This is a genomic window from Streptomyces sp. NPDC094143 (assembly GCF_040303825.1).
Lineage (GTDB): Bacteria > Actinomycetota > Actinomycetes > Streptomycetales > Streptomycetaceae > Streptomyces.
In genome coordinates this window covers 34,386-57,601 of sequence record NZ_JBEOTZ010000035.1, presented here as the reverse complement: position 1 = coordinate 57,601, position 23,216 = coordinate 34,386, and the positions used below count along the sequence as shown (strand labels likewise).

Annotated in this window: 19 protein-coding genes and 1 pseudogene; 9 read left to right on the top strand and 11 right to left on the bottom strand. The window is 71.0% G+C overall.

The window, feature by feature from the left end; translation table 11 throughout:
- Positions 1-15 precede the first annotated feature (15 nt).
- From ABTZ58_RS32700 to ABTZ58_RS32690, 3 genes are all read left to right on the top strand, one after another.
- A complete protein-coding gene (locus ABTZ58_RS32700) occupies positions 16-936 on the top strand; it encodes a carbohydrate ABC transporter permease (protein WP_351364700.1) in 921 nt (306 codons plus the stop codon).
- Between the two features lie 5 nt (positions 937-941).
- A complete protein-coding gene (locus ABTZ58_RS32695) occupies positions 942-1,778 on the top strand; it encodes a carbohydrate ABC transporter permease (protein ID WP_351364697.1) in 837 nt (278 codons plus the stop codon).
- Positions 1,779-1,859: 81 nt separating this feature from the next.
- The gene (locus ABTZ58_RS32690) at positions 1,860-2,780 is read left to right on the top strand and encodes a zinc-binding dehydrogenase (protein WP_351364694.1); all 921 of its coding nucleotides are present in this window, start codon (positions 1,860-1,862) and stop codon (positions 2,778-2,780) included.
- Positions 2,781-2,832: 52 nt separating this feature from the next.
- Here ABTZ58_RS32690 and gudD read toward each other — a convergent pair.
- Positions 2,833-3,087: pseudogene (gudD, locus tag ABTZ58_RS32685) on the bottom strand (glucarate dehydratase); the annotation flags it as partial.
- Between the two features lie 483 nt (positions 3,088-3,570).
- Here gudD and ABTZ58_RS32680 point away from each other — a divergent pair.
- Positions 3,571-4,302, top strand: a complete 732-nt coding sequence (locus ABTZ58_RS32680; RefSeq protein ID WP_351364691.1) for a helix-turn-helix domain-containing protein — start codon at positions 3,571-3,573, stop codon at positions 4,300-4,302.
- Here ABTZ58_RS32680 and ABTZ58_RS32675 read toward each other — a convergent pair.
- Positions 4,299-5,324, bottom strand: coding sequence for an ATP-dependent 6-phosphofructokinase (locus ABTZ58_RS32675; protein ID WP_309094234.1), 1,026 nt, complete (start codon positions 5,322-5,324; stop codon positions 4,299-4,301). The genes ABTZ58_RS32680 and ABTZ58_RS32675 overlap by 4 nt on opposite strands.
- 217 nt (positions 5,325-5,541) lie before the next feature.
- On the opposite strand from ABTZ58_RS32675, the gene pta reads away from it, so the two are divergent.
- The 3 genes from pta to pyk all read left to right on the top strand — a co-directional run bounded on the left by pta (position 5,542) and on the right by pyk (position 10,342).
- Positions 5,542-7,632: a phosphate acetyltransferase gene (gene pta / locus ABTZ58_RS32670; protein WP_351364687.1), complete on the top strand. Its 2,091-nt coding sequence runs from the start codon at positions 5,542-5,544 to the stop codon at positions 7,630-7,632.
- Positions 7,629-8,843, top strand: coding sequence for an acetate kinase (locus ABTZ58_RS32665; protein WP_351364684.1), 1,215 nt, complete (start codon positions 7,629-7,631; stop codon positions 8,841-8,843). The genes pta and ABTZ58_RS32665 overlap by 4 nt, the downstream gene beginning before the upstream one ends.
- Positions 8,844-8,917: 74 nt before the next feature.
- Positions 8,918-10,342, top strand: coding sequence for a pyruvate kinase (pyk, locus tag ABTZ58_RS32660; protein WP_351364681.1), 1,425 nt, complete (start codon positions 8,918-8,920; stop codon positions 10,340-10,342).
- A 106-nt stretch (positions 10,343-10,448) separates the two neighbouring features.
- Here pyk and ABTZ58_RS32655 read toward each other — a convergent pair whose 3' ends face one another.
- The 4 genes from ABTZ58_RS32655 to ABTZ58_RS32640 form a co-directional block, all read right to left on the bottom strand.
- On the bottom strand, positions 10,449-11,810 hold the full coding sequence (locus tag ABTZ58_RS32655; RefSeq protein WP_351364678.1) for a hypothetical protein: 1,362 nt from the start codon (positions 11,808-11,810) through the stop codon (positions 10,449-10,451).
- Positions 11,800-12,363, bottom strand: a complete 564-nt coding sequence (locus tag ABTZ58_RS32650; RefSeq protein ID WP_351364675.1) for a DUF6114 domain-containing protein — start codon at positions 12,361-12,363, stop codon at positions 11,800-11,802. The genes ABTZ58_RS32655 and ABTZ58_RS32650 overlap by 11 nt, the downstream gene beginning before the upstream one ends.
- A 118-nt stretch (positions 12,364-12,481) precedes the next feature.
- Positions 12,482-13,114 (bottom strand): DUF6230 family protein, encoded by a 633-nt coding sequence (locus tag ABTZ58_RS32645; RefSeq protein ID WP_311679326.1) that lies wholly within the window; start codon positions 13,112-13,114, stop codon positions 12,482-12,484.
- Between the two features lie 621 nt (positions 13,115-13,735).
- Positions 13,736-14,707, bottom strand: coding sequence for a tetratricopeptide repeat protein (locus tag ABTZ58_RS32640; RefSeq protein ID WP_351364671.1), 972 nt, complete (start codon positions 14,705-14,707; stop codon positions 13,736-13,738).
- Positions 14,708-14,942: 235 nt separating this feature from the next.
- On the opposite strand from ABTZ58_RS32640, the gene ABTZ58_RS32635 reads away from it, so the two are divergent.
- The gene (locus ABTZ58_RS32635) at positions 14,943-15,572 is read left to right on the top strand and encodes a TetR/AcrR family transcriptional regulator (protein ID WP_351364668.1); all 630 of its coding nucleotides are present in this window, start codon (positions 14,943-14,945) and stop codon (positions 15,570-15,572) included.
- On the opposite strand, the gene icmA is transcribed toward ABTZ58_RS32635, so the two are convergent.
- From icmA to ABTZ58_RS32620, 3 genes are all read right to left on the bottom strand, one after another.
- Entirely contained in the window at positions 15,548-17,248 is a 1,701-nt protein-coding gene (icmA, locus tag ABTZ58_RS32630; protein ID WP_351364665.1) for a coenzyme B12-dependent isobutyryl-CoA mutase large subunit, read from the bottom strand. The genes ABTZ58_RS32635 and icmA overlap by 25 nt on opposite strands.
- Positions 17,249-17,323: 75 nt before the next feature.
- Complete coding sequence (locus ABTZ58_RS32625; protein WP_351364662.1) at positions 17,324-17,662, bottom strand: DUF3817 domain-containing protein; 339 nt, start codon at positions 17,660-17,662, stop codon at positions 17,324-17,326.
- Between the two features lie 43 nt (positions 17,663-17,705).
- On the bottom strand, positions 17,706-18,215 hold the full coding sequence (locus ABTZ58_RS32620) for a MarR family winged helix-turn-helix transcriptional regulator (protein WP_351364659.1): 510 nt from the start codon (positions 18,213-18,215) through the stop codon (positions 17,706-17,708).
- A gap of 168 nt (positions 18,216-18,383) precedes the next feature.
- Here ABTZ58_RS32620 and ABTZ58_RS32615 point away from each other — a divergent pair, with 168 nt between their 5' ends.
- Positions 18,384-19,373, top strand: coding sequence for a glycoside hydrolase family 6 protein (locus ABTZ58_RS32615; protein WP_351364656.1), 990 nt, complete (start codon positions 18,384-18,386; stop codon positions 19,371-19,373).
- 10 nt (positions 19,374-19,383) lie between these two features.
- Here ABTZ58_RS32615 and glxA read toward each other — a convergent pair whose 3' ends face one another.
- Both glxA and ABTZ58_RS32605 read right to left on the bottom strand, forming a co-directional pair.
- Positions 19,384-21,339: a radical copper oxidase GlxA gene (gene glxA / locus ABTZ58_RS32610; RefSeq protein WP_351364653.1), complete on the bottom strand. Its 1,956-nt coding sequence runs from the start codon at positions 21,337-21,339 to the stop codon at positions 19,384-19,386.
- Between the two features lie 3 nt (positions 21,340-21,342).
- Positions 21,343-23,178, bottom strand: a complete 1,836-nt coding sequence (locus ABTZ58_RS32605; RefSeq protein ID WP_351364650.1) for a glycosyltransferase family 2 protein — start codon at positions 23,176-23,178, stop codon at positions 21,343-21,345.
- Between the last annotated feature and the right edge of the window lie 38 nt (positions 23,179-23,216).

Below are 23,216 nucleotides of genomic sequence, written 5' to 3'. Positions count from 1 at the left end.
CGAGGGCCCCCGCACATGACCACCACCGCGCCCCGCCCACCCCTCGCCAAGACATCCGGGACACCGCACCCGGCACGCGGCCCCCGCCTGCCGGTGCGGGCCCTGCCCCTGACCCCCGCGGTCGTCCTCCTGGTCCTCTTCCTGGCCGGCCCGATCGCGTACTGCGTCTGGATCGCCTTCACCGACCTCCAGCTCACCGGCCAGGCCGAGGCGTCGTTCGTCGGCTTCGACAACTTCACCCGGGCCTTCGGGGACGAGGCGTTCCTCAACGCCGTCCGGCTGACGCTGGTGTTCACGGTCCTGTCGTCGCTGATCGGGCAGAACACCCTCGGCCTGGCGCTCGCCGCGCTGATGCGGCGCGCGTCGAAACCGGTGCGCACCCTGACCGGCGGCATCGTGGTCACGGCGTGGGTCCTGCCGGAGGTGGTGGCGGGCTTCCTCCTCTACGCGTTCTTCCGCCGCGAGGGAACCCTGAACGCCGTCCTGGACTGGCTGCACCTGCCCTCCCAGAACTGGCTGTACACCCTGCCCATCCTGGCGGTGTCCTTCGCCAACGTCTGGCGGGGCACGGCCTTCTCGATGCTGGTCTACTCGGCCGCGCTGAACGAGATCCCGCAGGAGATCACCGAGGCGGCCGAGGTCGACGGGGCGGGCGGCTGGCGTCGCATGTGGCACATCACGCTGCCCATGATCCGCCGCTCCATCGGCACGAACCTGATGCTCAACACCCTGCAGACCCTCTCGGTCTTCGGCCTGATCTGGGTGATGACGCGGGGCGGCCCGGGCGGCAGGAGCCAGACGCTGCCGCTGTTCATGTACGGACAGGCCTTCCAGAACAGCCTGATCGGCTACGGCACGGCGGTCGCCCTGCTCCTCCTCCTGGTCGGCTCCCTCTTCTCCCTCGTCTACCTGCGCCTGCTGCGGACGGAGGTCTGACCCGCATGGCTTCGCTCGCCTCCCGCCGCACCACCCGCCGCCTGGCCGCGGACGCCGGCCTGCTGGTGGTCGCCGCCGCGTTCGTCCTGCCCCTGGCCTGGGTGGTCCTCTCGGCCCTCGACCCCCACGCGAACCTCCGGGTGAAGGCGCCCGACGGCCTGACCCTGGACCACTTCGACGCCGTCCTGACCCCCGAGATCACCTTCACCCCCCTGCTCAACAGCCTGATCCTGTGCGGCGGCGCGACGCTGCTGACGGTGGTCTGCGCGGCCCTGGCCGCCTATCCCCTGTCCCGCTTCCGCTCCCGCTTCAACCGGCCGTTCCTGCTGACGATCCTCTTCGCCACCAGCCTGCCCATCACGGCGATCATGGTCCCGGTCTACGCGCTCTTCGTGCAGGTCGACCTGATCGACACCATGCACGGCACGATCCTCTTCTTCGCCGCGTCCCAACTGCCGTTCGCCATCTGGCTGATGAAGAACTTCATGGACGGCGTCCCGAAGGAGCTGGAGGAGGCGGCCTGGACGGACGGCGCCTCCTCCTTCCAGTCCCTCGCCCGCATCGTGCTGCCTCTGATGGGCCCGGGCGTGGCCGTGGTGACGGTCTTCTCCTTCGTCATGATGTGGGGCAACTTCTTCGTCCCCTTCATGCTCCTGCTCACCCCCGACCAGATGCCGGCGTCGGTCAGCATCAACGACTTCTTCGGCAACCGTGGCATGGTGGCGTACGGCCAGCTGGCCGCGTTCTCTCTCGTCTACTCCACGCCGGTGATCCTGTTGTACGTCCTGATCGCGAGACGCCTGGGAGGGGGCTTCGCGCTGGGCGGGGCGGTGAAGGGCTGAACAGACCGGGAAGCAACCGGCAGCGCCGGCTGTTGCTCCTCATGGTCGCGGTGATCACCGCGTTCCACACGAGGGGGAGACATGTCCGTGCGTGCTCTGGTGGTCGATCCGGCCGCGTCCGAAACGGTCCGTCTGGGCGAGGTCGCCGAGCCCGTGCCCGGGCCGGGTCAGGTCCTGGTGGAGGTGTCGCACGCCTCGCTGAACCACGGCGACCTCAACGACGCCCGCTCCGGGCGGGTGCCGGTGGGAGCGGTGCTCGGATCGGACGCCGCCGGCGTGGTCGTCCGGGCCGCGGCCGACGGGACCGGGCCGGCGGTGGGCACGCGGGTGGTGGCCCTCACCTCGGGGGCGTTCGCCGAGCGCGTCGCGATCGACGTGGGTGCGCTCGCCGAGGTGCCCGGGGGTCTGGACCCGGCCAGGGCGGTGGCCCTGCCGGTCGCCGGGGTGGCGGCTCTGCGCTCGCTGCGGGCCGCCGGACTCGGTCCCGGCAAACGGGTGCTGGTCACGGGGGCGTCCGGCGGAGTCGGCCGGTTCGCCGTCCAGCTGGCGGCCCGGGCCGGTGCCCATGTGATCGCGTCCGTCGGTTCGGCCGCCCGCGCCGAGGGCCTGGCCGAGTCCGGCGCGGACGAGGTGCTGGTCGGGCTGGAAGGGCTGCGGGAGCCGGTGGACATCGTCATCGACAGCGTCGGTGGCCCTCAACTGGTCGCCGCCTGGAGCCTGCTCGCGCCCGGCGGCAGTGTCCAGAGCGTCGGCTGGACCTCGGGGGAACCGGCGGTCTTCCCGCCGTACGCGACCGTCGGCCCGGCCAAGTCCCTGTCCTCCTTCGTCATCGACTCGGACGCGGGCGCGGACCTGGCCGTCCTCACCGCGCTGGCCGCCGAGGGGGTCCTGACCGTCGAGACCGGCTGGCAGGGCCCGTGGGACCGGTTCGACGAGGCGGCGGAAGCGCTGCGGGCGCGCCGGATCCGCGGGAAGGCCGTGCTGGAGGTGACGTCCCGCTGAGCGGCGGGGCGGGGGACGGCCCGGCCCTCCCCCGCCCCCGACCTGGCGGCCAGCGCACCGGGCAGGGCCGCTTCGCGTCGAACGACCAGCCCGGCACGAGATACCGCATCGCCCCGCGCCCCCAGCGCCTTCTCCCGGTACAGCTCGTGCGCCGCCAGCAGCCGGTCCGCGTCGAGCGCGACGCCCAGCCCCGGCGCGTTCGGCACCGCGATCTCCCCGTCCACGTCCGCGGCGGGTCCACCGTCAGCCGCTCCAGCCCCTCCTGCCAGATCCAGTGCGTGTCCAGCGCGTTGCACTCCCCCGGTGAACCGACGGCCCATCTCTGATGCAGACGGCGTCTACGTATAGATGGAGGCTAAGTGAGTGAACGACATGGGGCAATGGTTCGACGATCACGCATCACCCGCGGGGGAACGCCCGCGGCGGACCGTACGAATCGGGCCGCGCCTCGTCCCGCGCGCCCGCCCCGCCGAGGAGGTGACTGGGACGCACGCGGCTTCGACGCCCGCCCGCGTGCCCGACATCGGGGACACCCCGGCCACGCCCACGCCCCCGGGGCGCGGGGAGATCGGGGACGCGAATATGCCCGCTGAGCTTGCCGTTCGCCGCAGGCGCGGTCGCCGCGCGACCCGGTCAGCGCACCGGACGCGGCCCGTGCCCGCACAACCGTCCACCGGACGGGCGGTCCTCGGCATCGGCGAACCCGCCGGTAGCCGTAGCTTCCTACAATCCGTGATCCTGGCCGAACCGATCGTAGTCGCCCCACCCCGGCGCCCCTAGCTTGAGGCCCGTGCGCCGACCTTCACCCCGCCCGAGCGAGCCCTCCCCCACGACGACTCCGCCCTTCAACGCCCCCGCCGCGCGCCGGCTGCGCGCGGCCCTCGGCATGGCCCCCGAGCACGTCGCCCACGGCATGCGCGTCTCGTACGGGCACCCGCACGTCTCCCCGGACCACGTCATCGCCTGGGAGCGCGGGATCACGGCCCCGTCCGACTCCGAACTCACCGCCCTCGCGGGCGTGCTGTGGTGCTCGCCCGCCGAGCTCATCGGCCGGCCGCGCACCCTGCGCGAGCACCGCATCGCCCGCTGCCTCGCCCCCGAGGACGTGGCCCGGGCGGTCGGGCACGACGTCCACGCGTATCTGCGCATGGAGGAGACCGACAGCTGGCGCGGCACCGAGCGCCAGTCCGCCGCGCTGGCCGAGCTGCTCGGCCTCGGCCTGCCCGACTTCGTCACCGTCACCGGCCGCGACGCCCGCCTCGGCGACCTGCTGCGCAGCGCGGTCACCACCCGCTGGCAGGCCTACGTACGCCCGGCGGCCCGGCTCGTCCCCCTGGACCGGCGGTTCCTGGAGGCAGCCCTGCGGAGCCTGCACGAGGACTACCAGGGGCACATGGCGGCCACCCTGAGCTGGGGCGGCGGCAGCGGTGACGCGGGCGGCGCCGGCCAGGACTTCCTCGACCGGATCGTCGAGCACTTCTGGGCGAAGCTGCAGGACGACGACGGCCGGGAGGGTGGTTAGAAGACCGACTCGGCCTCGTCCATGCGGTCCTTGGGCACGGTCTTCAGCTCGGTCACGGCCTCGGCGAGCGGCACCATCACGATGTCCGTCCCGCGCAGCGCGGTCATGTGGCCGAACCGGCCCTGGTGCGCGGCCTCCACCGCGTGCCAGCCGAACCGCGTGGCCAGCACCCGGTCGTAGGCGGTCGGCACACCGCCGCGCTGGATGTGGCCGAGGATGACCGGCTTGGCCTCCTTGCCCAGACGCCGCTCCAGCTCGTGCGCGAGGGCCGCGCCGATGCCCTGGAAGCGCTCGTGGCCGAACTTGTCTATGGCGCCCTTGCCGTAGTCCATGGTGCCCTCGGCCGGGTGGGCGCCCTCGGCGACGCAGACCACCGCGAACTTCTTGCCGCGGGCGAAGCGCTCCTCGACCATCTTCACCAGGTCGGCCGGGTCGAACGGGCGCTCCGGCAGGCAGATGCCGTGCGCGCCGGCGGCCATGCCGGACTCCAGCGCGATCCAGCCCGCGTGCCGGCCCATGACCTCCACGACCATCACGCGCTGGTGGGACTCGGCGGTGGTCTTCAGGCGGTCCATCGCCTCGGTGGCGACGCCGACCGCGGTGTCGAAGCCGAACGTGCGGTCCGTGGAGGAGATGTCGTTGTCGATCGTCTTCGGCACGCCCACCACGGGCAGCCCCGCGTCGGACAGCATGCGGGCCGCCGTCAGCGTGCCCTCGCCGCCGATCGGGATGAGCGCGTCGATGCCGAACTCGTGGATCATGTCGGAGGCGTTCTCGCAGGCCTCGCGCAGCCGGTCGCGCTCCAGGCGGGACGAACCGAGGATCGTGCCGCCGCGGGCGAGGATGCCGCTGACCGCGTTCAGGTCGAGGGTGCGGTAGCGCCCGTCCAGCAGCCCCGCGTAGCCGTCTTCGAACCCGATGACCTCGTCGCCGTAGTTGTCGACCGCCCGGTGCACGACCGACCGGATCACGGCGTTCAGGCCGGGGCAGTCGCCGCCTGCGGTGAGAACTCCGATACGCATCGTGCTGTGTCTCCTGCTCGCTGTTGACACCGGTGAGCCACTGTCGATTGTTTCACGCTCCGCAGCCCGCCGTGGCACCCCGCTCTGACGGGCGCCTTATCTAGCTGAAGAGGTATTGTCAAGAGGGTTCTGCTCACCTCGGTGGGCGATTTTTGTGCCCCCGGCTGGACAGTCGTCCTGATGTGTACCCCCCTTCGCGATGAAACGGAGAGCCCGCGTGACCCGCAGCGTGTACGTGACCGGCATCGACCGCGGTGACGGCCGCCAGGTCGTCGAACTGGGGGTCATGGAACTCCTCACCCGCCAGGTCGACCGCGTGGGCGTCTTCCGCCCCCTGGTCCACGACGGGCCGGACCGGCTCTTCGAGCTGCTGCGCGCCCGCTACCGGCTCGCCCAGGACCCGGCGACCGTGTACGGGATGGACTACCACGAGGCGTCCGCCCTCCAGGCCGAGGCCGGCACCGACGAGCTGGTCTCCACGCTCGTCGACCGCTTCCACCGGGTCGCCCGCGACTTCGACGTCGTCCTGGTCCTCGGCACCGACTACGCCGACACCCAGCTCCCGGACGAGCTGTCGCTCAACGCCCGGCTGGCGAACGAGTTCGGCGCGTCCGTGCTCCCGGTCGTCGGCGGCCGCAAGCAGTCCGTGGAGGCCGTGCTCGCCGAGACGCGCAACGCCTACCGCGCCTACGACACCCTCGGCTGCGACGTCCTGGCGATGGTCGCCAACCGGGTCGCCCGCGAGGACCGCGACGAGATCGCCCGCCAGCTGGACTCCCGGCTCCCGGTGCCCTGTTACGTGCTGCCCGACGAGCCGGCCCTGTCCGCCCCGACCGTCTCGCAGATCAGCCACGCCCTGGGCGCCGAGGTGGTGCTCGGCGACGACTCCGGGCTCGCCCGGGACGTGCTCGGCTTCGTCTTCGGCGGCGCGATGCTGCCGAACTTCCTCGGCGCCCTGACCCCGGGCTGCCTCGTCGTCACCCCGGGCGACCGGGCGGACCTGGTGGTGGGCGCGCTCGCCGCGCACAGCGCCGGCACCCCGCCGATAGCGGGGATCCTGCTCACCCTGAACGAGGTGCCCGGCCCGGACATCCTCACCCTCGCCCACCGTCTCGCGCCCGGCACCCCGGTGCTTTCCGTGACCGGCAACAGCTTCCCCACCGCCGAGCAGCTGTTCTCCCTGGAGGGCAAGCTCAACGCGGCCACCCCGCGCAAGGCGGAGCGGGCCCTCGGCCTGTTCGAGCGCTACGCCGACACCGGCGACCTCGCGCGCCGCGTCTCCGCGCCCAGCAGCGACCGCGTCACGCCGATGATGTTCGAGCACAAGCTGCTGGAGCAGGCCCGCAGCGACCTGCGCCGGGTCGTGCTGCCCGAGGGCACCGAGGAGCGCGTGCTGCACGCCGCCGAGGTGCTGCTGCGCCGGGGCGTGTGCGAGCTGACCCTGCTCGGTCCGGTCGACCAGATCCGCAAGAAGGCCGCCGACCTCGGCGTGGACCTGGGCGAGACCCGGCTGATCGACCCGGCCACCTCCGAGCTGCGGGACGGCTTCGCCGAGAAGTACGCGGCCCTGCGCGCCCACCGGGGCGTCACGGTGGAGCTGGCGTACGACGTCGTCTCGGACGTGAACTACTTCGGCACGCTGATGGTCCAGGAGGGCCTCGCCGACGGCATGGTGTCGGGCTCGGTGCACTCCACGGCCGCGACCATCCGCCCGGCCTTCGAGATCATCAAGACCAGGCCGGACGCGGACATCGTCTCGTCGGTGTTCTTCATGTGCCTGGCCGACAAGGTCCTCGTCTACGGCGACTGCGCGGTCAACCCGGACCCGAACGCCGAGCAGCTGGCCGACATCGCCGTCCAGTCGGCGACCACGGCCGCGCAGTTCGGGGTGGAGCCGCGGATCGCGATGCTGTCGTACTCGACCGGCACCTCCGGCTCGGGCGCCGACGTCGACAAGGTGCGCGAGGCCACCGAGCTGGTCCGCTCGCGCCGGCCCGACCTGAAGATCGAGGGCCCGATCCAGTACGACGCCGCCGTGGAGCCGTCGGTCGCGGCGACCAAGCTGCCCGGCTCCGAGGTCGCCGGCCAGGCGAGCGTGCTGATCTTCCCCGACCTGAACACCGGCAACAACACCTACAAGGCCGTGCAGCGCTCGGCCGGCGCGATCGCCGTCGGGCCGGTGCTGCAGGGCCTGCGCAAGCCGGTCAACGACCTGTCCCGGGGCGCCCTGGTCCAGGACATCGTCAACACCGTCGCCATCACGGCGATCCAGGCCCAGACCCCGAGCGAGAAGGCAGCAGCCCAGTGAGCCCGACCCGTGTCCTCGTCCTCAACTCCGGTTCCTCGTCGGTCAAGTACCAGCTGCTGGACATGCGGGACAGCAGCCGGCTCGCGGTGGGCCTGGTCGAGCGGATCGGCGAGCGGACCTCCCGGCTGAAGCACACCCCGGCCGGCGGCGAGAGCCGGGAGCGCGGCGGGGCGATCGCCGATCACGACGCCGCCCTGAAGGCCGTGGCCGAGGAGCTCGCCAAGGACGGCCTCGGCCTGGACTCCGCGGAGCTGGCCGCGATCGGCCACCGCGTGGTGCACGGCGGCAGGTCCTTCACCGAGCCGACCGTGATCGACGACCGGGTGCTCGCCGAGATCGAGCGGCTCATCCCGGTGGCCCCGCTGCACAACCCGGCCAACCTCACCGGCATCCGCACGGCGCAGGCGCTGCGGCCCGACCTGCCGCAGGTCGCCGTTTTCGACACCGCCTTCCACACGACGATGCCGGAGTCGGCCGCGCGCTACGCGATCGACGTCGAGACGGCCGACGCGCACCGCATCCGCCGCTACGGCTTCCACGGCACCTCCCACGCCTACGTCTCCCGGGCCACCGCGGAGCTGCTGGGCAAGGACCCGTCCGAGGTGAACGTGATCGTGCTGCACCTGGGCAACGGGGCGTCGGCCTCGGCCGTGCGGGGCGGTCGCTGCGTGGACACCTCCATGGGCCTGACGCCTTTGGAGGGGCTCGTGATGGGTACGCGCTCCGGAGACATGGACCCGGCCGTCATCTTCCATTTGATGCGTGTTGGGGGAATGTCCGCCGACGAGATCGACACTCTTCTCAACAAGAAGAGTGGTCTGATCGGTCTGTGCGGCGACAACGACATGAGGGAGATCCGCCGCCGCGTCGACGCGGGTGACGAGCGGGCGGAGCTGGCGTTCGACATCTACATTCACCGGCTGAAGAAGTACATCGGCGCCTATTACGCCGTACTCGGGCGGGTGGACGCGATCGCCTTCACCGCGGGTGTGGGCGAGAACGCGGCACCGGTGCGCGAGGCCGCCCTGGCGGGCCTGGAGGAGCTGGGCATCGCGGTGGACGGCGAGCGCAACGCCGTGCGCGGCGACGGGGCCCGGCTGATCTCGCCCGAGGGCGCCCGGGTGGCGGTGGCGGTGGTCCCCACCGACGAGGAATTGGAGATCGCGACACAGACCTACGCGCTGGTAAATGGTTCGGGGAATCACACCTGAGCGGCATCCCGCCCTTTTGTATTTTCCGCCAGACGGAATATTCCGCTGGGAAACAAACCGATAGGATCGCCCCCATGCGCCGTTCGAAAATCGTCTGTACTCTCGGCCCCGCGGTCGACTCCCACGATCAGCTTGTCGCGTTGATCGAAGCCGGCATGAACGTGGCCCGCTTCAACTTCAGCCACGGCACCCACGCCGAGCACCAGGGCCGGTACGACCGGGTCCGGGCCGCCGCCAAGGAGACCGGCCGGGCCATCGGTGTCCTCGCCGACCTCCAGGGCCCGAAGATCCGGCTGGAGACCTTCGCCGAGGGCCCCGTGGAGCTGGTGCGCGGTGACGAGTTCACCATCACCACCGAGGACGTCCCCGGCGACAAGACGATCTGCGGGACGACCTACAAGGGTCTGCCCGGCGACGTCAACAAGGGCGACCAGGTGCTCATCAACGACGGCAACGTCGAGCTGAAGGTCACCGAGGTCGAGGGCCCCCGGGTGAAGACGATCGTCATCGAGGGCGGCGTCATCTCCGACCACAAGGGCATCAACCTGCCCGGCGCGGCCGTCAACGTGCCCGCCCTGTCCGAGAAGGACGTCGAGGACCTCCGCTTCGCCCTCCGCATGGGCTGCGACCTGGTCGCGCTGTCCTTCGTCCGCGACGCCAAGGACGTCCAGGACGTGCACCGCATCATGGACGAGGAGGGCCGCCGCGTCCCGGTCGTCGCCAAGGTCGAGAAGCCGCAGGCGGTGCAGAACATGGAGGACGTCGTGATGGCGTTCGACGGCGTGATGGTCGCCCGCGGTGACCTCGCCGTCGAGTACCCGCTCGAGAAGGTCCCCATGGTGCAGAAGCGCCTGATCGAGCTGTGCCGGCGCAACGCCAAGCCGGTGATCGTGGCGACCCAGATGATGGAGTCGATGATCACCAACTCCCGTCCGACCCGCGCCGAGGCCTCCGACGTGGCCAACGCGATCCTGGACGGGGCCGACGCGGTCATGCTGTCCGCCGAGTCGAGCGTGGGCGCGTACCCGATCGAGACCGTCAAGACGATGTCGAAGATCGTCACCGCGGCCGAGCAGGAGCTGATGTCCAAGGGCCTGCAGCCGCTCGTCCCGGGCAAGAAGCCGCGCACGCAGGGCGGTTCGGTGGCCCGTGCCGCCTGCGAGATCGCCGACTTCCTCGGCGGCCGCGGCCTGGTGGCCTTCACCCAGTCCGGCGACACCGCCCGCCGGCTGTCCCGCTACCGCGCGCAGCAGCCGATCATCGCCTTCACCACCGACGAGGGCACCCGCAACCAGATGGCGCTGAGCTGGGGCGTGGAGCCGTACGTGGTGCCGTTCGTGAACAGCACCGACGAGATGGTCGACCTGGTGGACCAGGAGCTGATCAAGCTCAACCGCTTCAACGCGGGCGACATCGTGGTGATCACGGCCGGTTCGCCCCCCGGTGTCCCCGGCACCACCAACATGGTGCGGGTCCACCACCTGGGCTCCGAGACCTGATCCGCCCCAGGCCCTCGCGGGGCCGTGTACGACGCCGAGGGGCGCCCCCTGGATCCGGGGGGCGCCCCTCGGCGTGTGCGGCTCCCGAACGGGCTCCGTGCGGCGCTCAGTCGATGTAGTTGTGCAGCCCGGGCACGTGCAGGGTCCCGCCGAACTGGCCCGCCTGCGTGACCTTCACGTTGGTGAAGTAGATCAGCGGGATGTTCAGCGGCGGCGGGTGCTCCGGGTCGAACGTGATCGGGATCAGCCCGAGCAGGTTGCCCGAGATGCTCTCGGTGTACATCACGGTGTCGCCGTCGCGGATCGTGGACGTCGAGCCCTTGGCCGCCTGCACGTGGTAGGTCTTGCCGGACTGCTTGTCCTTGACCGTCTGGTGGAGGTCACCGATGTCCGTGCCGCCGGAGATGACGTACTTCAGGACCTTCTTGACCGAGCCGCCCGCGGTGCGCACCTCGACGACGCCCTTGTAGTCGGCGCCCTTGAGCGTCAGCGAGCTGGCGTTGAGGTACCACGGGTCGTCGGGCAGCGGCACCGTGTTGTCGACGCCGCCCTCGGCGTCGGTGGCGGCCGGGCAGTCGTCGGGGTCCGTGGTGGCGCTCGCGCTGGGGGTCGGGCTGGGCGAGGCGGTGGCCTCGGCCGCCTTCTCCTCGGCCGCCTTCCCGACGGCCTCGGTGGTGCCCTCGGCCGTCTTGGCGGGCTCCTCGGTCTCGTCCGCGGAGTCCTTGACGGTGTCCTCGGCGGCGCCGGTGGCCTTCTCGGTCGTGTCCCGGGCGGTACCACCCGCGTCCTCGGCCGGCTCCTCGGCGGTCTCGGACGCCGTGGCGGACGGGGTCGGGCTCGGGCTCGCCTCCGCCTTGTCGCCGCCGCCCAGGATGCCGCCGATCGCGTCGCCGATGCCCTCCAGCAGGCCGCCGCCCTTCCCGGACGGCGAGGGGGACGGCGTGGCCGTCGCGTCGTCGCCGCCCGTGGCCGGCTCGCTGGCGGACGGGGCGGGCGCGGGCTCGTCCTTGTCGTCGGAACCTGAATCCGGCGAAGAGGAACCGCCCTCGCTGTCGTCCGTGCCGCCCGTGCCCGTGGAGGGCGACGGCTTCGGGGCCGTGCCGCTCTGGTCGTCCTTGTCGTCGCTCGCGCCGTCACTGGCCGAGGGGGACGGCGTGGGCGAGGCCGAGGCGTCGTCCTCGGCGGTCTTCCCCTCGTCCTCCAGGGCCGCCACGCAGTCCTTGTACTCGTCCACCGTCAGGCTCTTGGCCGTCGGCGTCGCCGGGTTGTTGCTGTCGGCGATGGCGAGCGTCGACGTGAAGCCCATCCCCATGAGCACCGCCGTCGGCATCGCCGCCATGGCTATCGCCTTGCCGGCCGGTCTGTTGAACCTGGTGAACAGCGGCTTCCTGGGTGCCGCGTGGCGCGGCCCGGTTCTCACCCGGGGCGCCTCCACATCCGCCCCGTGGCTCACCTCGTCAGCCGGCACTGTGCCTCCCGTTCGCCCCGTTGGCCGGGTTCGTTCCTGACAGATCGTTCGGCGCGTCCAGCCCGTCCACGGGCTTGATCACCGTGGTGTCGTGGTCCGTCGCCTCGGGAGCCCCGCCCGTGCCTTCGGCGGCGTGGGTGGCGAGCTGCCCGGCGGGCGGTGCGCCCGGCGCCCAGGCCACGGCCATCGCGCCGCCCACGAGGGCGAGCAGGAAGCCGATGAGGAAGCCGCCGAGGTTGGACACCGGGATGGACACCAGCGCCAGCAGGATGGCCGCGACTCCCGCGAAGACGCGGACGTGCTTCTGGAACCAGAGGCTGACGCCCAGTACGACGAGCAGCACGCCGATGATCAGGGACCCGGCGCCCGCGGTGGTCGCCATCGCCAGCGTCAGGTGACCGATCTGGAGGTTGGCGTACGGGAAGTAGGCGATGGGCAGTCCGCTGAGCAGGACGAACAGCCCGGCCCAGAACGGCCGCGTACCCCGCCAGGCGCGGAACTGCTGCCTCCGCAGAGTGAACTGGCCGCCTGCGGCAGGAGTCTCGGCGCTCATGGAAAAACAGCTCCCTGGTACGGCGTTGCTGTGGTGGTGATGTGGGCCGCGCGTGAAGGCACGGCCGGAAGGTGGACGGGCGGGGGCGCCACCGGCTCCCCCGCCCGTCATCGAGTGCTTAGTAGCACTCCTTGACACCCGTCGACAGCGACATCTTCAGGCCGCTGAGCTTGAAGGTTCCGGCGGTGGTCGCCCACGCCGTCTGCTTCACGTCGGTCAGGGTCGCCCGGTCCGCCTGCTGGGCGAAGCCGTACGGGTTCGCCGTCTCGCCCTTCCTCATGGCCGGACCCTTGTTGGCGTCCTTGGCGGCCACGCCGATGTCGATGTTCTCGAACGTCGCGTCCGCGCTGAGGTCGGCGACGTCGATGTAGAGGTTCTGCGCCTCGACCGGCTTGGCACCCTGACCCGCGCGCAGGATCAGGCTGACGTTCCCGAGCACCGGAATGTTCGGGGTGACGACCGACTGGCACAGGTTCTTGATCGTCGCCGACTTGAACGACGAGACCGCGACCGGGTGAACCGACTTCTTGCCGTCGAGCGTGTATCCCTCGTCGAGGGCGCCGTACTGCGAGAAGCCCTCACCGACGAGCTGGTCGGTCGTGACCTTGAACGACTGGCCGGAGACGCTGAACGACGCGGCGAGAGCGCCCTGCGCGAGGGCGACACCTATCGCAGCCGTGGCGGCGACGCTGGGCACCATGACCACAGCGAACCGCTTCCATCTGGTCCCGCCACGCACCTGGGACTCCATATTTCCTCCTTCTCGGACGTACATCTCCTGTCCTGGCTCGCCCCGAGTCGCGGCTCAGCCGGGCAGGGATGGGAGAAGTGCTACGTCCTCGGGAAGGAGAGCGCCTGCACTCGGCGGCGCAACTGCGCCCGAATCACCGGCGATCACCCCCGAGCGACAACCACTGGTCGCGCCTGACACGCATCACGCACAACCCTGCTGGACAGGCTTCGCCGGACGGGCGAAGACCCCCCTGTCCAAGAGCCGGCGCCACTGCCGCCGGCTCTGCTCGGTGGGGACCCAGGACGTCCCGCGACCCAACCGGCTGCCGGGGTACGGGATTGGACCGAGCGTGGCCGATCGTGGTGCATTCTCGCCGCCCGCACAAGGGGGTTCGTTACTCGCTAGTAACGGCGCGATAACCGATCAACGACCCATCGGTCTCGGTCGGCGACTCAGGGTGGCCCGGAGAGGCGGTACAAAGCTGTTGATCGCTGGACAGAATCCGACAGATCAACGGCTGCGACTTACTCGCAGTAACAGCGGCCGCGATTACCAAGTTTTGGCAAAGCGCGGCCGCAGTGACCCGTTGAGGGCGAACTCTTCACGCGGGCATCACCGGCCCGCGCGTTTAACGACTGGTCAGAACAGGGCGCGCGCCAGGGCCCGGCGCGCCGCGATCACCCGCGGATCCTCGGGCCCGACCACCTCGAACAGCTCCAGCAACCGCTTCCGCACCGTGTCCCGGTCGTCACCCACCGTGCGCTGCACGGTCTCGATGAGCCGGCCGAAGGCGTCCTCGACATGGCCGCCCACCAGGTCCAGGTCGGCGGCGGCGATCTGCGCCTGAACGTCGGCCGGCTTCTCGGCCGCCTCCCGGCGCACCGTCTGCGGGTCGACGCCCTGCACGCGCCGGAGCAACTCGGCCTGGGCGAGGCCCAGTTTGGCCTCCTCGTTGCCCGGGTCCTCGGCCAGCACGTTCTTGTACGCCTGGACGGCACCGCCCAGGTCCCCCGAGTCCAGCGCCTGCACGGCTGCTTCGAGGAGCCCGTCGTGCGGGCCGACCGGCCGCTCCGGGGCCGGCCGGGCGCCGGGCTGGGCGTCGGGGTCGACGGTGAGGCCGGTCAGGCCGAAGCGCTGCTCGGCGACCTGCACCAGCTGGTCCAGGGTCTGCCGGATCTGCTCCTCGCCCGCCGCGCCCTGGAAGAGCGGCAGCGCCTGCCCGGCGACGACCGCGAAGACCGCGGGGATCCCCTGGATGCCGAACTGCTGCATCAGCATCTGGTTGGCGTCGACGTCGATCTTGGCGAGCAGGATGCGGCCGTTGTACTCGACGGCCAGCCGCTCCAGGACCGGGCTCAGCTGCTTGCAGGGCTGACACCACTCGGCCCAGAAGTCGATGACGACCGGTACTTCGGCGGACCGCTGCAGGACGTCCCTCTCGAACCCCGCCTCGTCGACGTCGATGACGAGATCGGCCGGGGAGATCGCCCCCGCCCCGCCCTCACGGGCTGCTTGGGCGCGCGCCTGCTCCGCCTTCGCCTTGGCCTCCTGGGCCGCCTTCACCGCGGCGAGGTCGACGACTCCGCTCATGGACATGTTCCGTGGCTGCATGCGTCTATCCTCCCCCGTACTGTGCGCGCGTGTGAAAAACGGCGTGAAAGCAAGGCCGGCCGGGTGCCGTTCGGCGCCGGGTCCCCACCCACGCCGGGTGCGCGAGGCCCGTGTACGTCCCTCACAGGCTTTCGCTACGAGTCGTAGCGTAATGCCATGCCGCACCCCCGGGACACCGCGCCCCGGTGATCTCCCTCACGGCGCCGCACGGGAACCGCCGGTTTATGGTCGGGACATGCACAGCCGCAGCCCAGCCAGCCGCACAGGGCGTCCGCGCAGCGCCGCGGCGGACGCCGCGATCCTGGCCGCCACGCGGGAGGCGCTCGTGGACCTGGGCTGGTCCAAGCTCACGCTGGGAGACGTCGCGACCCGCGCCGGGGTCGCGAAGACGACGCTCTACCGCCGCTGGGCGGGCAAGAACGAACTGGTCGTCGACGCGGTCGCCGAACTCTTCGACGCACTGGAACTGCCCGACCGCGGCTCCCTGGCGGCGGACATCGAGGGCGTGGTCCTGCAGTTCGCCACCATCCTGACCCTGCCCGAGGCGAAGAGCGGCCTGATGGCGGTGGTGGCGGAGGCCACCCGCGACGAGGCCCTGCGCGAACGCGTCCGCGCCTCGGTCGTCGACCGGCAGAAGCGCCTGGTCCTCCAGGGCCGCGCCCGGGCCCAGGCGAGAGGCGAACTCCCGCCGGAACCGGACCCCGGGGCGGCCGCCCGGACGGTGGACCTGATCTTCGACATGGTGGCGGGTGCGGTGGTCCACCGCACCCTGGTGAGCGGGGAGCCGGTGGACGAGGAGTGGATCCACGGCTTCACGAAGGTGCTGCTGAACGGCCTCGCTCAGAAGCCGGCCGGCTCCGTGTAGACCCCCCACTCGTCCCGCAGCACCCCGCAGATCTCGCCGAGCGTGGCCTCGGCGCGTACGGCGTCCAGCATCGGCTCGATCATGTTGGAGCCGTCGCGCGCGGCGGCGAGCATCGCGTCCAGCGCGGCCCGCACCGCCGCGTCGTCGCGGGCCGACTTCCGCTCGGCCAGGACACGCACCTGCTCGCGCTCCACCTCGTGGCTGACCCGCAGGATCTCCAGGTCGCCGGTGACCGAGCCGGTGTGGACGTTCACGCCGACGACCTTCTTGTCGCCCTTCTCCAGGGCCTGCTGGTACCGGAACGCCGACTCGGCGATCTCCCCGGTGAACCAGCCGTCCTCGATGCCGCGCAGGATACCGGAGGTGATCGGGCCGATGGGGTGCCTCCCGTCGGGGTGCGCCCGCAGGCCCCGCTCCCTGATCTGCTCGAAGATCTTCTCCGCGTCGGCCTCGATCCGGTCGGTCAGCTGCTCGACGTACCAGGAACCGCCCAGCGGGTCGGCGACGTTGGCGACACCGGTCTCCTCCATCAGCACCTGCTGCGTGCGCAGCGCGATCTCGGCGGCCTGCTCGCTCGGCAGGGCGAGGGTCTCGTCGAGGGCGTTGGTGTGCAGTGAGTTCGTCCCGCCGAGCACGGCGGCCAGGGCCTCCACGGCCGTCCGTACGACGTTGTTGTACGGCTGCTGCGCGGTGAGGGAGACGCCGGCGGTCTGCGTGTGGAAGCGCAGCCACTGGGCCTTCTCGGACTTCGCGCCGTAGACGTCCCGCATCCAGCGGGCCCAGATCCGGCGGGCCGCGCGGAACTTGGCGATCTCCTCGAAGAAGTCGACGTGCGCGTCGAAGAAGAAGGACAGGCCGGGGGCGAAGACGTCGACGTCCAGGCCGCGCGACAGGCCCAGCTCCACGTACCCGAAGCCGTCCGCCAGGGTGTAGGCCAGTTCCTGCGCGGCCGTCGCCCCGGCCTCGCGGATGTGGTAGCCGGAGACCGACAGCGGCTTGTACGCGGGGATGCCGGCCGCGCAGTACTCCATCAGGTCGCCGATGAGCCGCAGGTGCGGCTCGGGCTGGAAGAGCCACTCCTTCTGGGCGATGTACTCCTTGAAGATGTCCGTCTGGAGCGTGCCGTTCAGCACGGACGGGTCGACGCCCTGCCGCTCGGCGGCGACCAGGTACATGCAGAAGACCGGGACGGCCGGGCCGCTGATGGTCATGGACGTCGTGACGTCACCGAGCGGGATGTCCTTGAACAGGACCTCCATGTCGGCGGCCGAGTCGATGGCGACACCGCAGTGCCCGACCTCGCCCAGCGAGCGCGGGTCGTCGGAGTCGCGGCCCATCAGGGTCGGCATGTCGAAGGCGACCGAGAGCCCGCCCCCGCCGTTGCGGAGGATCATCTTGTAGCGCTCGTTGGTCTGCTCGGCGTTGCCGAACCCGGCGAACTGCCGGATCGTCCACGTCCGCCCTCGGTAGCCGGTGGCGTACAGACCGCGGGTGAAGGGGTACTCCCCCGGCCAGCCGATCCGTTCGAAGCCCTCGTACGTGTCCCCGGGCCGGGGCCCGTACACCGGCTCCACGGCATCGCCGGAGAGCGTCGTGAAGTCGGCCTCGCGCTTGCGCGCGGCGTCGTAGCGGGCCTGCCAGCGACGGCGGCCTTCTTCTATGGCGTGAGCGTCCATACCCTCGAATTTACTAGGACGTCCTAGTAAATGTCGATGGCAGACCGCCGTACGTTGCTCCGTACGGCGGTGCGGTTACGCCTTGACGGGCGCGGGCGTGTCCTCCGCGACCCGTCCGCGCAGCTCGTGGCTGATCCTGCGCTCCACGAAGAAGGCGGCCGTGGGGATGGTGCCGGCGAGCAGCACCCACAGCTGCTTGGCGACCGGCCACTTCGCCTTGGAGCCCAGGTCGAAGGCGAAGACCAGGTACACGACGTAGAGCCAGCCGTGCGCGATGCTGACGACGCGCGTGAAGTCGGCCGCGCCGTCCAGGTCGAGCACATACTTGCCGATCATGCCCAGGGTCAGCAGGACCAGCAGCACGCCGGTGACGTAGGCCATCACGCGGTAGCGGGTCAGCACGCTCTTTTTCATGCCGTCGAGCGTAACCACCCGTTCCGGGGGATCTCGCCCCGGGTCACTGCTCCTCGAAGTCCCCCGCGGCGACCCGCAGCGGACGCAGCATCGCGAAGATCTCCGCGCACTCCTCGGCGTCGTACACCCCGAGCCCGAAGTCCATCGCCATCAGGTCGCGGGTGGCCGACTCGACGACCTCGCGGCCCTTGCCGGTGATGCTGGCGAGGGTGCCCCGGCCGTCGTTCGGGTTGGGCCGCTTGGCGACCAGACCGGACCTCACGAGGCGGTCCACGGTGTTCGTCACGGAGGTGGGGTGCACCATGAGCCGCTCGCCGATCTTGGACATCGGCAGCTCACCCGACTTGGAGAAGGTGAGCAGCACCAGCGCCTCGTAGCGCGCGAACGTCAGCCCGTACGGCTTGACCACCGCGTCGACCTCGGCCAGGAGGATCTGCTGGGCGCGCATGATCGAGGTGATCGCGGCCATGGACGGCACGTTCCCCCAGCGCTGCTTCCAGCGTTCGTCGGCGCGCGCGATCGGGTCGAAGGAGAGACTGAGCGGCTTCGGCACGGTCCAGACCTTACCGGCCGGTCACATGGTGGTCAGCTCCGTCTCGCCCTTCGGTCGGGCCGCCTGCACAGGTGCGGTCGAGTCATGTCCTTTCCGCTGGGATTCCTGCCGGTGTGTCACGATTGCCTTCGATTCGTCACCCACCGTCACCACCCTCCAGGGAGCGGCATGACTCGGCTGATCCACGCCCTCGCGGCCCTCGCGGTGCTCGGTCTCGCCGCGGGCTGCACGTCCGCGCACCGCGACGAAGCCGCCGGCGACACCGACACCACGCAGGCCGGCTACGCGGCCTCCCCGTTCTGGGTGGACCCCGACAGCCCCGCCGCCCGGCAGGCACGGCTCTGGCAGCGGCAGGGCCGGGAGCGGGACGCCGCGCTGATCAAGCGGATCGCCGACCAGCCGGTCGCGCTGTGGCCGGCCGGTGAGATCGACCCGGCCCCGATGGTCCGGGCGGCCGCCTCGGCCGCGAGCCGGGAGGGCAAGACGGCGGTCTTCGTCGCCTACAACATCCCGCACCGGGACTGCGGCCAGCACTCGGCGGGCGGGGCGGCGGACGCGAACGCCTACCGGGCCTGGATCGGGAAGTTCGCGGACGCCCTCGGCGAGGCCGACGCCCTGGTCGTCCTGGAGCCGGACGCGGTCGCGCACGTCGTGGACGGGTGCACTCCCGGCGAGTACCACGCCGAGCGCGAACAGCTGCTGGGCGAGGCCATCGCCCGGCTGAAGCAGCAGCCGAACACCAAGGTCTACCTGGACGCGGGCAACGCGGACTGGATCCGGGAGACGCAGAAGCTGGTCGAGCCGCTGAAGCGGGCCGGGATCGCCCAGGCCGACGGCTTCGCCCTCAACGTCTCCAACTTCCAGAGCAACGAGGTCACCACCGAGTACGGCGGCCGGCTCGCCGAGGCCCTCGACGGCAAGCACTTCGTCGTCGACACCAGCCGCAACGGCAACGGCCCCCTGCCCGGTGTCTGGTGCAACCCGCCGGGCCGGGCGCTCGGCACCCCGCCCACCACCGCCACCGGCCGGCCCGTCATCGACGCCTACCTGTGGATCAAGCGGCCCGGCGAGTCGGACGGGACCTGCGAGGGCGGGCCGGCCGCCGGGCGCTGGTGGCCGGAGTACGCCCTGGAGCTGGCGCGCAACAGCAAGGGATGACCCCGCCCGCTCACTCCACGTGGACCCACTTGGCCTTGGAGGGCGTGCCCTCGGCGTCCGTCACGAACAGCATGTACCAGCCGGGCGGCACGAGGGCGGGGTCGCGCGGCACGTCGAACGTCACCGTGCCGCCCTTCCTGGTGATGTCCAGCTCGATCGAGCGCTGTTCGACGTCCGTGGTGTGCGTGACCGCGCTGGGCCGCATCAGCCGGGCCGCGGCCACGCGCTCCGGGTGGTCCGTGCGGAACGTGATGCGGTGGTCCTCGTCCAGCGTCCGCGGCCCGTCCTTCAGCACGGGGCGCTTCAGGGCGTTCTTGTGCAGCGCGGGCGGGGTGAAGACCTCCATGCGCTGCTCGAAGTGGCCCAGCTTGGTGTTCTGCTGGTCGTCGAAGAGGGGGTCGGAGCCGAAGGTGGCGATCCGGCCGTCGGGCAGCAGCAGCGCCTCGGAGTGGTAGTTGCGGCCCACCTTGGGCGCGGCGGCCTCCCGGAAGGCGTTGGCCTTCGGATCGTAGAACTGCGCCCGGAGGATGTTGCTGGCGCTGCGGCCGCGGTAGTCCTTGGAGCCGTTGGACGTGAACACGGTGTCGTCCGGCATGATCACGCTGTTCAGGTAGCGGGTGCCCTGCGGCAGGTCGGGGCCGGTCTCGAAGGCCGGGTTGTCCTTCTTCAGGTCGACGACGGCCGTGCGCGGCGTGGACTTCCTGGACTCTCCGACGCCGCCCCCGCCGAGGATCATCACCTTCTGGTCCTGTGCGGGGGGCAGCAGGACGGAGGCCGAGGTCTCGGTCTGGTCGATGTCCTTCAGGCCCGGCACCTTCCGGAACGTGTTGGTCTCCAGGTCCCACAGGCCTGGTTCGCGCCCCTGGTCGGCGGGCCCGTAACCGGCGTTGGAGGCCGGGTAGAACAGCTTGCCGCCCTTGGTGAGGAACAGGGCCGGGTACGTCGGGAAGTAGCGCTTGGGGCCGGGTGACCACTTCTTGGTCTCCGGGTCGTAGATCTCGTTGTCGCCCGGGTCGATCATGCCGACGTCGTCGAGGCCGGACACCGCGAGGACCCGGCCGTCGTCCAGGCCGACGAGCGTCGGGTACCAGCGGGCCTTGTCCATCGGGTCGACCGGCACGTACTTCTCGGCCTTCGGGTCGAACTCGTAGGCGGCCCGGATGCCCTGGAAGTCCTGCTTGTCGAGGGTGATCTTCTCCGACAGGCCGTAGACGTCGGCGGCGGCCCGGCCCTTGAGGCCGACGACCGAGTACTGCGCCTGCTTCCGGGCGACCGACCGCTTGCCCTTCTTGACGGCCTCCACGAAGACGCGGGCCTCGCTGGCGGTGACCTTGGTCTTCCAGGGCTGCATCACCCCACGGCTGTTGTACGTGACCTTGAAGGTGCGCTTGGCCTTGGGGACGGTGACGTCGAACCGGGTGACGTACTCGACGCCCGAGGGGGAGCGGAAGCGGGTGCCCTTCTTCAGGTGCACCGCCTTGTCGGGACTCTCGTTCTTCACGCGCATGCCGCCGCCGGCCCGGGTCACCTCGCCGTCCAGCAGCTCGTAGCGCGCGGTGCCGCCGGCCACCAGCAGGCGTCCGTCGGGCAGTTGGGCGTGACCGGCGCAGAAGAAGTCCTCCGGGGTGGGGACCTTCTTGAAGGTGTTCTTCTCCGGGTCCCACAGGACCGTGTCGAACTCGCCCTTGTCGAACTTGCGCTGCTCGTTGCCCGATCCGGCGACGATCAGCACCTTGCCGGTGTGCAGCAGGGCGGCGTGGATGGCGTTGGTGCGGTACTCCTCGGGGATGTCGACCTGGTCCCAGGAGCCGTACTTCGCCTTGTAGCCGGGCTGGGCGATCTTGTACTCGTGGTACTGCGTGGAGGCGAAGTCCAGCGCGGCCGGGGCGTTCAGGCCCGCCAGGACCGCGATGCCGCCGATGCCCAGGACGGTCTTCTTGGTCTTCTGTGAGGGCTGGTACGCCATGGGCTAGTTGCCTCCTGTCGTGGTGCCGGTCGCCGGGGCCGCCGCCGGGGACACGGTGGCGAGCGCCGGGGCGGGCTCCTTGGATTCGGGCACGCGTGCGTGCGTGGGGGTGGCGGCGGGCGCCTGCGCGGGCTGCGGGGCCTGCACGGGCCGCGGGTGACGCTCCCGGTACTCCTTGAGGAGGGTCACGGCCCACACCCCGGCCGGGGCCAGGGAGGTGACCATGGCGAGGACGGCCCAGGTGCGCATCGCGGCGTGGGTGTGGTCCAGGGCGACCGAGGCGGCCAGGGACGTGGCCAGCAGGGCGGCCCAGAAGAGGTGGATGCGGAAGGTGGCCGGCCGGTCGGGGCTGGTGTCGCCGCCCTTGGGCGTGACGACGAAGCGGCTGGGGCGGCGCAGCACGGCCTCGCCGAGGGACTTGAGGTAGATCGGCGCGGACAGGGCCGACATCGCCATGCCGGCCAGGCCGCCGGAGCCCTCGGGTTCGTGCGGGGAGACGTTGTGCCGGCGGTTCCACAGGTACAGGCCGACCTGGAGGGCGGCGGCGTCGCTGTACAGCATCATCCACACCGAGGCGGAGACCTGGGTGCCGGAGGCGCCGAACCAGAGGAACAGGACGCAGCTGAGGATGCCGAGCAGCCAGTTGACGGCCGTCATCGGGTAGTAGACGAGCATCAGCGTGTAGGACAGCAGGCGGCCCGGGGGCATGCTGAAGGGCGCCTTCCAGTACTGCTTCAGGAGCGTCTCGTAGGTGCCGCGCGACCAGCGCATCTGCTGGGTGAAGAAGTCGGTCCAGGAGACGGGGCCCTCACCGACGGCGAGCACGTCCGGGGTGTAGACGGAGCGCCAGTGGTGGCCGGTGGCCGGGTTGCGGTGGCGGTGGATCTCGAAGCCGGTGGCCATGTCCTCGGTGATGGAGTCGTACAGGCCGCCGATCTGCTTGAGGGTGGAGATCCGCACGACGTTGTTGGTGCCGACGAACATGGGGGCGCGGTAGCGGTTGCCGGCACGCTGGATCAGGGCGTGGAAGAGGAACTGCTGGGACTCGGCGGCCTTGGTGACGGGGTTGTGGTAGTTGCCGTACACCTGCGGGCCGACGACGAAGGCGACGTCCGGGTCGCGGAAGTAGCCCATCATCCGCTCCAGGAAGTCCGGGAGCGGGACGTGGTCGGTGTCGACGGACGCGAAGAAGTCGTAGGCGTCGCCGTGCATGGCGATCCAGGCGTTGTAGTTCCCGTGCTTGGTGCGGGCCTTGTGGACGCCCTCGGAGCGGTTCCACTCGGGGACGCCGAGCCGGGTGAAGTGCCGCACGCCGAGTTCCGCGCACAGGGCCTTGGCGGCGTCGTCGTCGCCCTCGTCGAGGAGCCAGACGTCGAGGGGGCCGGTGTGGTGGATGCGGAGGGCGCCCTCCAGGGTCGCGCGGACCATGGACAGAGGTTCCTTGCCCGGGACGTAGGTGGTGAGGAAGGCGACGCGGGTGCCGGGTTCGGGGACCACGGGGACGGGGTCGCGGGCGACCATCGTGGCGTGCGCGACCGAGGCGACGTTGACGAGCATGAACAGTTCGATGAGGCCGATCGAGAGCAGCATGGTGACGTCGAGCCCGACGAGCCAGCGTTCGCCGCCCTCGCGTTCCACCCAGTGGGTGGGCCAGACGAGGTAGACCAGCAGGGCGCCGGTCAGCAGCGGGGCGAGGCACATCAGGAGGACGGCTCGTATTCGGCGGGGCTCGCGGGCGAGGAGCGAGGCGTACTGCACCCGGTACGCCTCACCGGACGGCTCCGTGAGCGGTCCGGCGAGTCGGCTGTGGGAGTCGTAGTCGTAGCCCTCCGGCCGCACAGCGCCCTCCAGATGGTTGAGACCTGATCGAAGCGCAA

Excerpts from the sequence above, each read along its gene's own strand:
- ABTZ58_RS32615 (WP_351364656.1), top strand. The coding sequence starts at position 18,384 with ATGACTCGGCTGATCCACGCCCTCGCGGCCCTCGCGGTGCTCGGTCTC.
- ABTZ58_RS32700 (WP_351364700.1), top strand. The coding sequence starts at position 16 with ATGACCACCACCGCGCCCCGCCCACCCCTCGCCAAGACATCCGGGACA.
- ABTZ58_RS32695 (WP_351364697.1), top strand. The coding sequence starts at position 942 with ATGGCTTCGCTCGCCTCCCGCCGCACCACCCGCCGCCTGGCCGCGGAC.
- icmA (WP_351364665.1), bottom strand. The coding sequence starts at position 17,248 with ATGGACGCTCACGCCATAGAAGAAGGCCGCCGTCGCTGGCAGGCCCGC.
- ABTZ58_RS32625 (WP_351364662.1), bottom strand. The coding sequence starts at position 17,662 with ATGAAAAAGAGCGTGCTGACCCGCTACCGCGTGATGGCCTACGTCACC.
- ABTZ58_RS32650 (WP_351364675.1), bottom strand. The coding sequence starts at position 12,363 with ATGAGCGCCGAGACTCCTGCCGCAGGCGGCCAGTTCACTCTGCGGAGG.
- ABTZ58_RS32640 (WP_351364671.1), bottom strand. The coding sequence starts at position 14,707 with ATGCAGCCACGGAACATGTCCATGAGCGGAGTCGTCGACCTCGCCGCG.
- ABTZ58_RS32645 (WP_311679326.1), bottom strand. The coding sequence starts at position 13,114 with ATGGAGTCCCAGGTGCGTGGCGGGACCAGATGGAAGCGGTTCGCTGTG.
- glxA (WP_351364653.1), bottom strand. The coding sequence starts at position 21,339 with ATGGCGTACCAGCCCTCACAGAAGACCAAGAAGACCGTCCTGGGCATC.
- ABTZ58_RS32690 (WP_351364694.1), top strand. The coding sequence starts at position 1,860 with ATGTCCGTGCGTGCTCTGGTGGTCGATCCGGCCGCGTCCGAAACGGTC.
- ABTZ58_RS32675 (WP_309094234.1), bottom strand. The coding sequence starts at position 5,324 with ATGCGTATCGGAGTTCTCACCGCAGGCGGCGACTGCCCCGGCCTGAAC.
- pyk (WP_351364681.1), top strand. The coding sequence starts at position 8,918 with ATGCGCCGTTCGAAAATCGTCTGTACTCTCGGCCCCGCGGTCGACTCC.
- ABTZ58_RS32635 (WP_351364668.1), top strand. The coding sequence starts at position 14,943 with ATGCACAGCCGCAGCCCAGCCAGCCGCACAGGGCGTCCGCGCAGCGCC.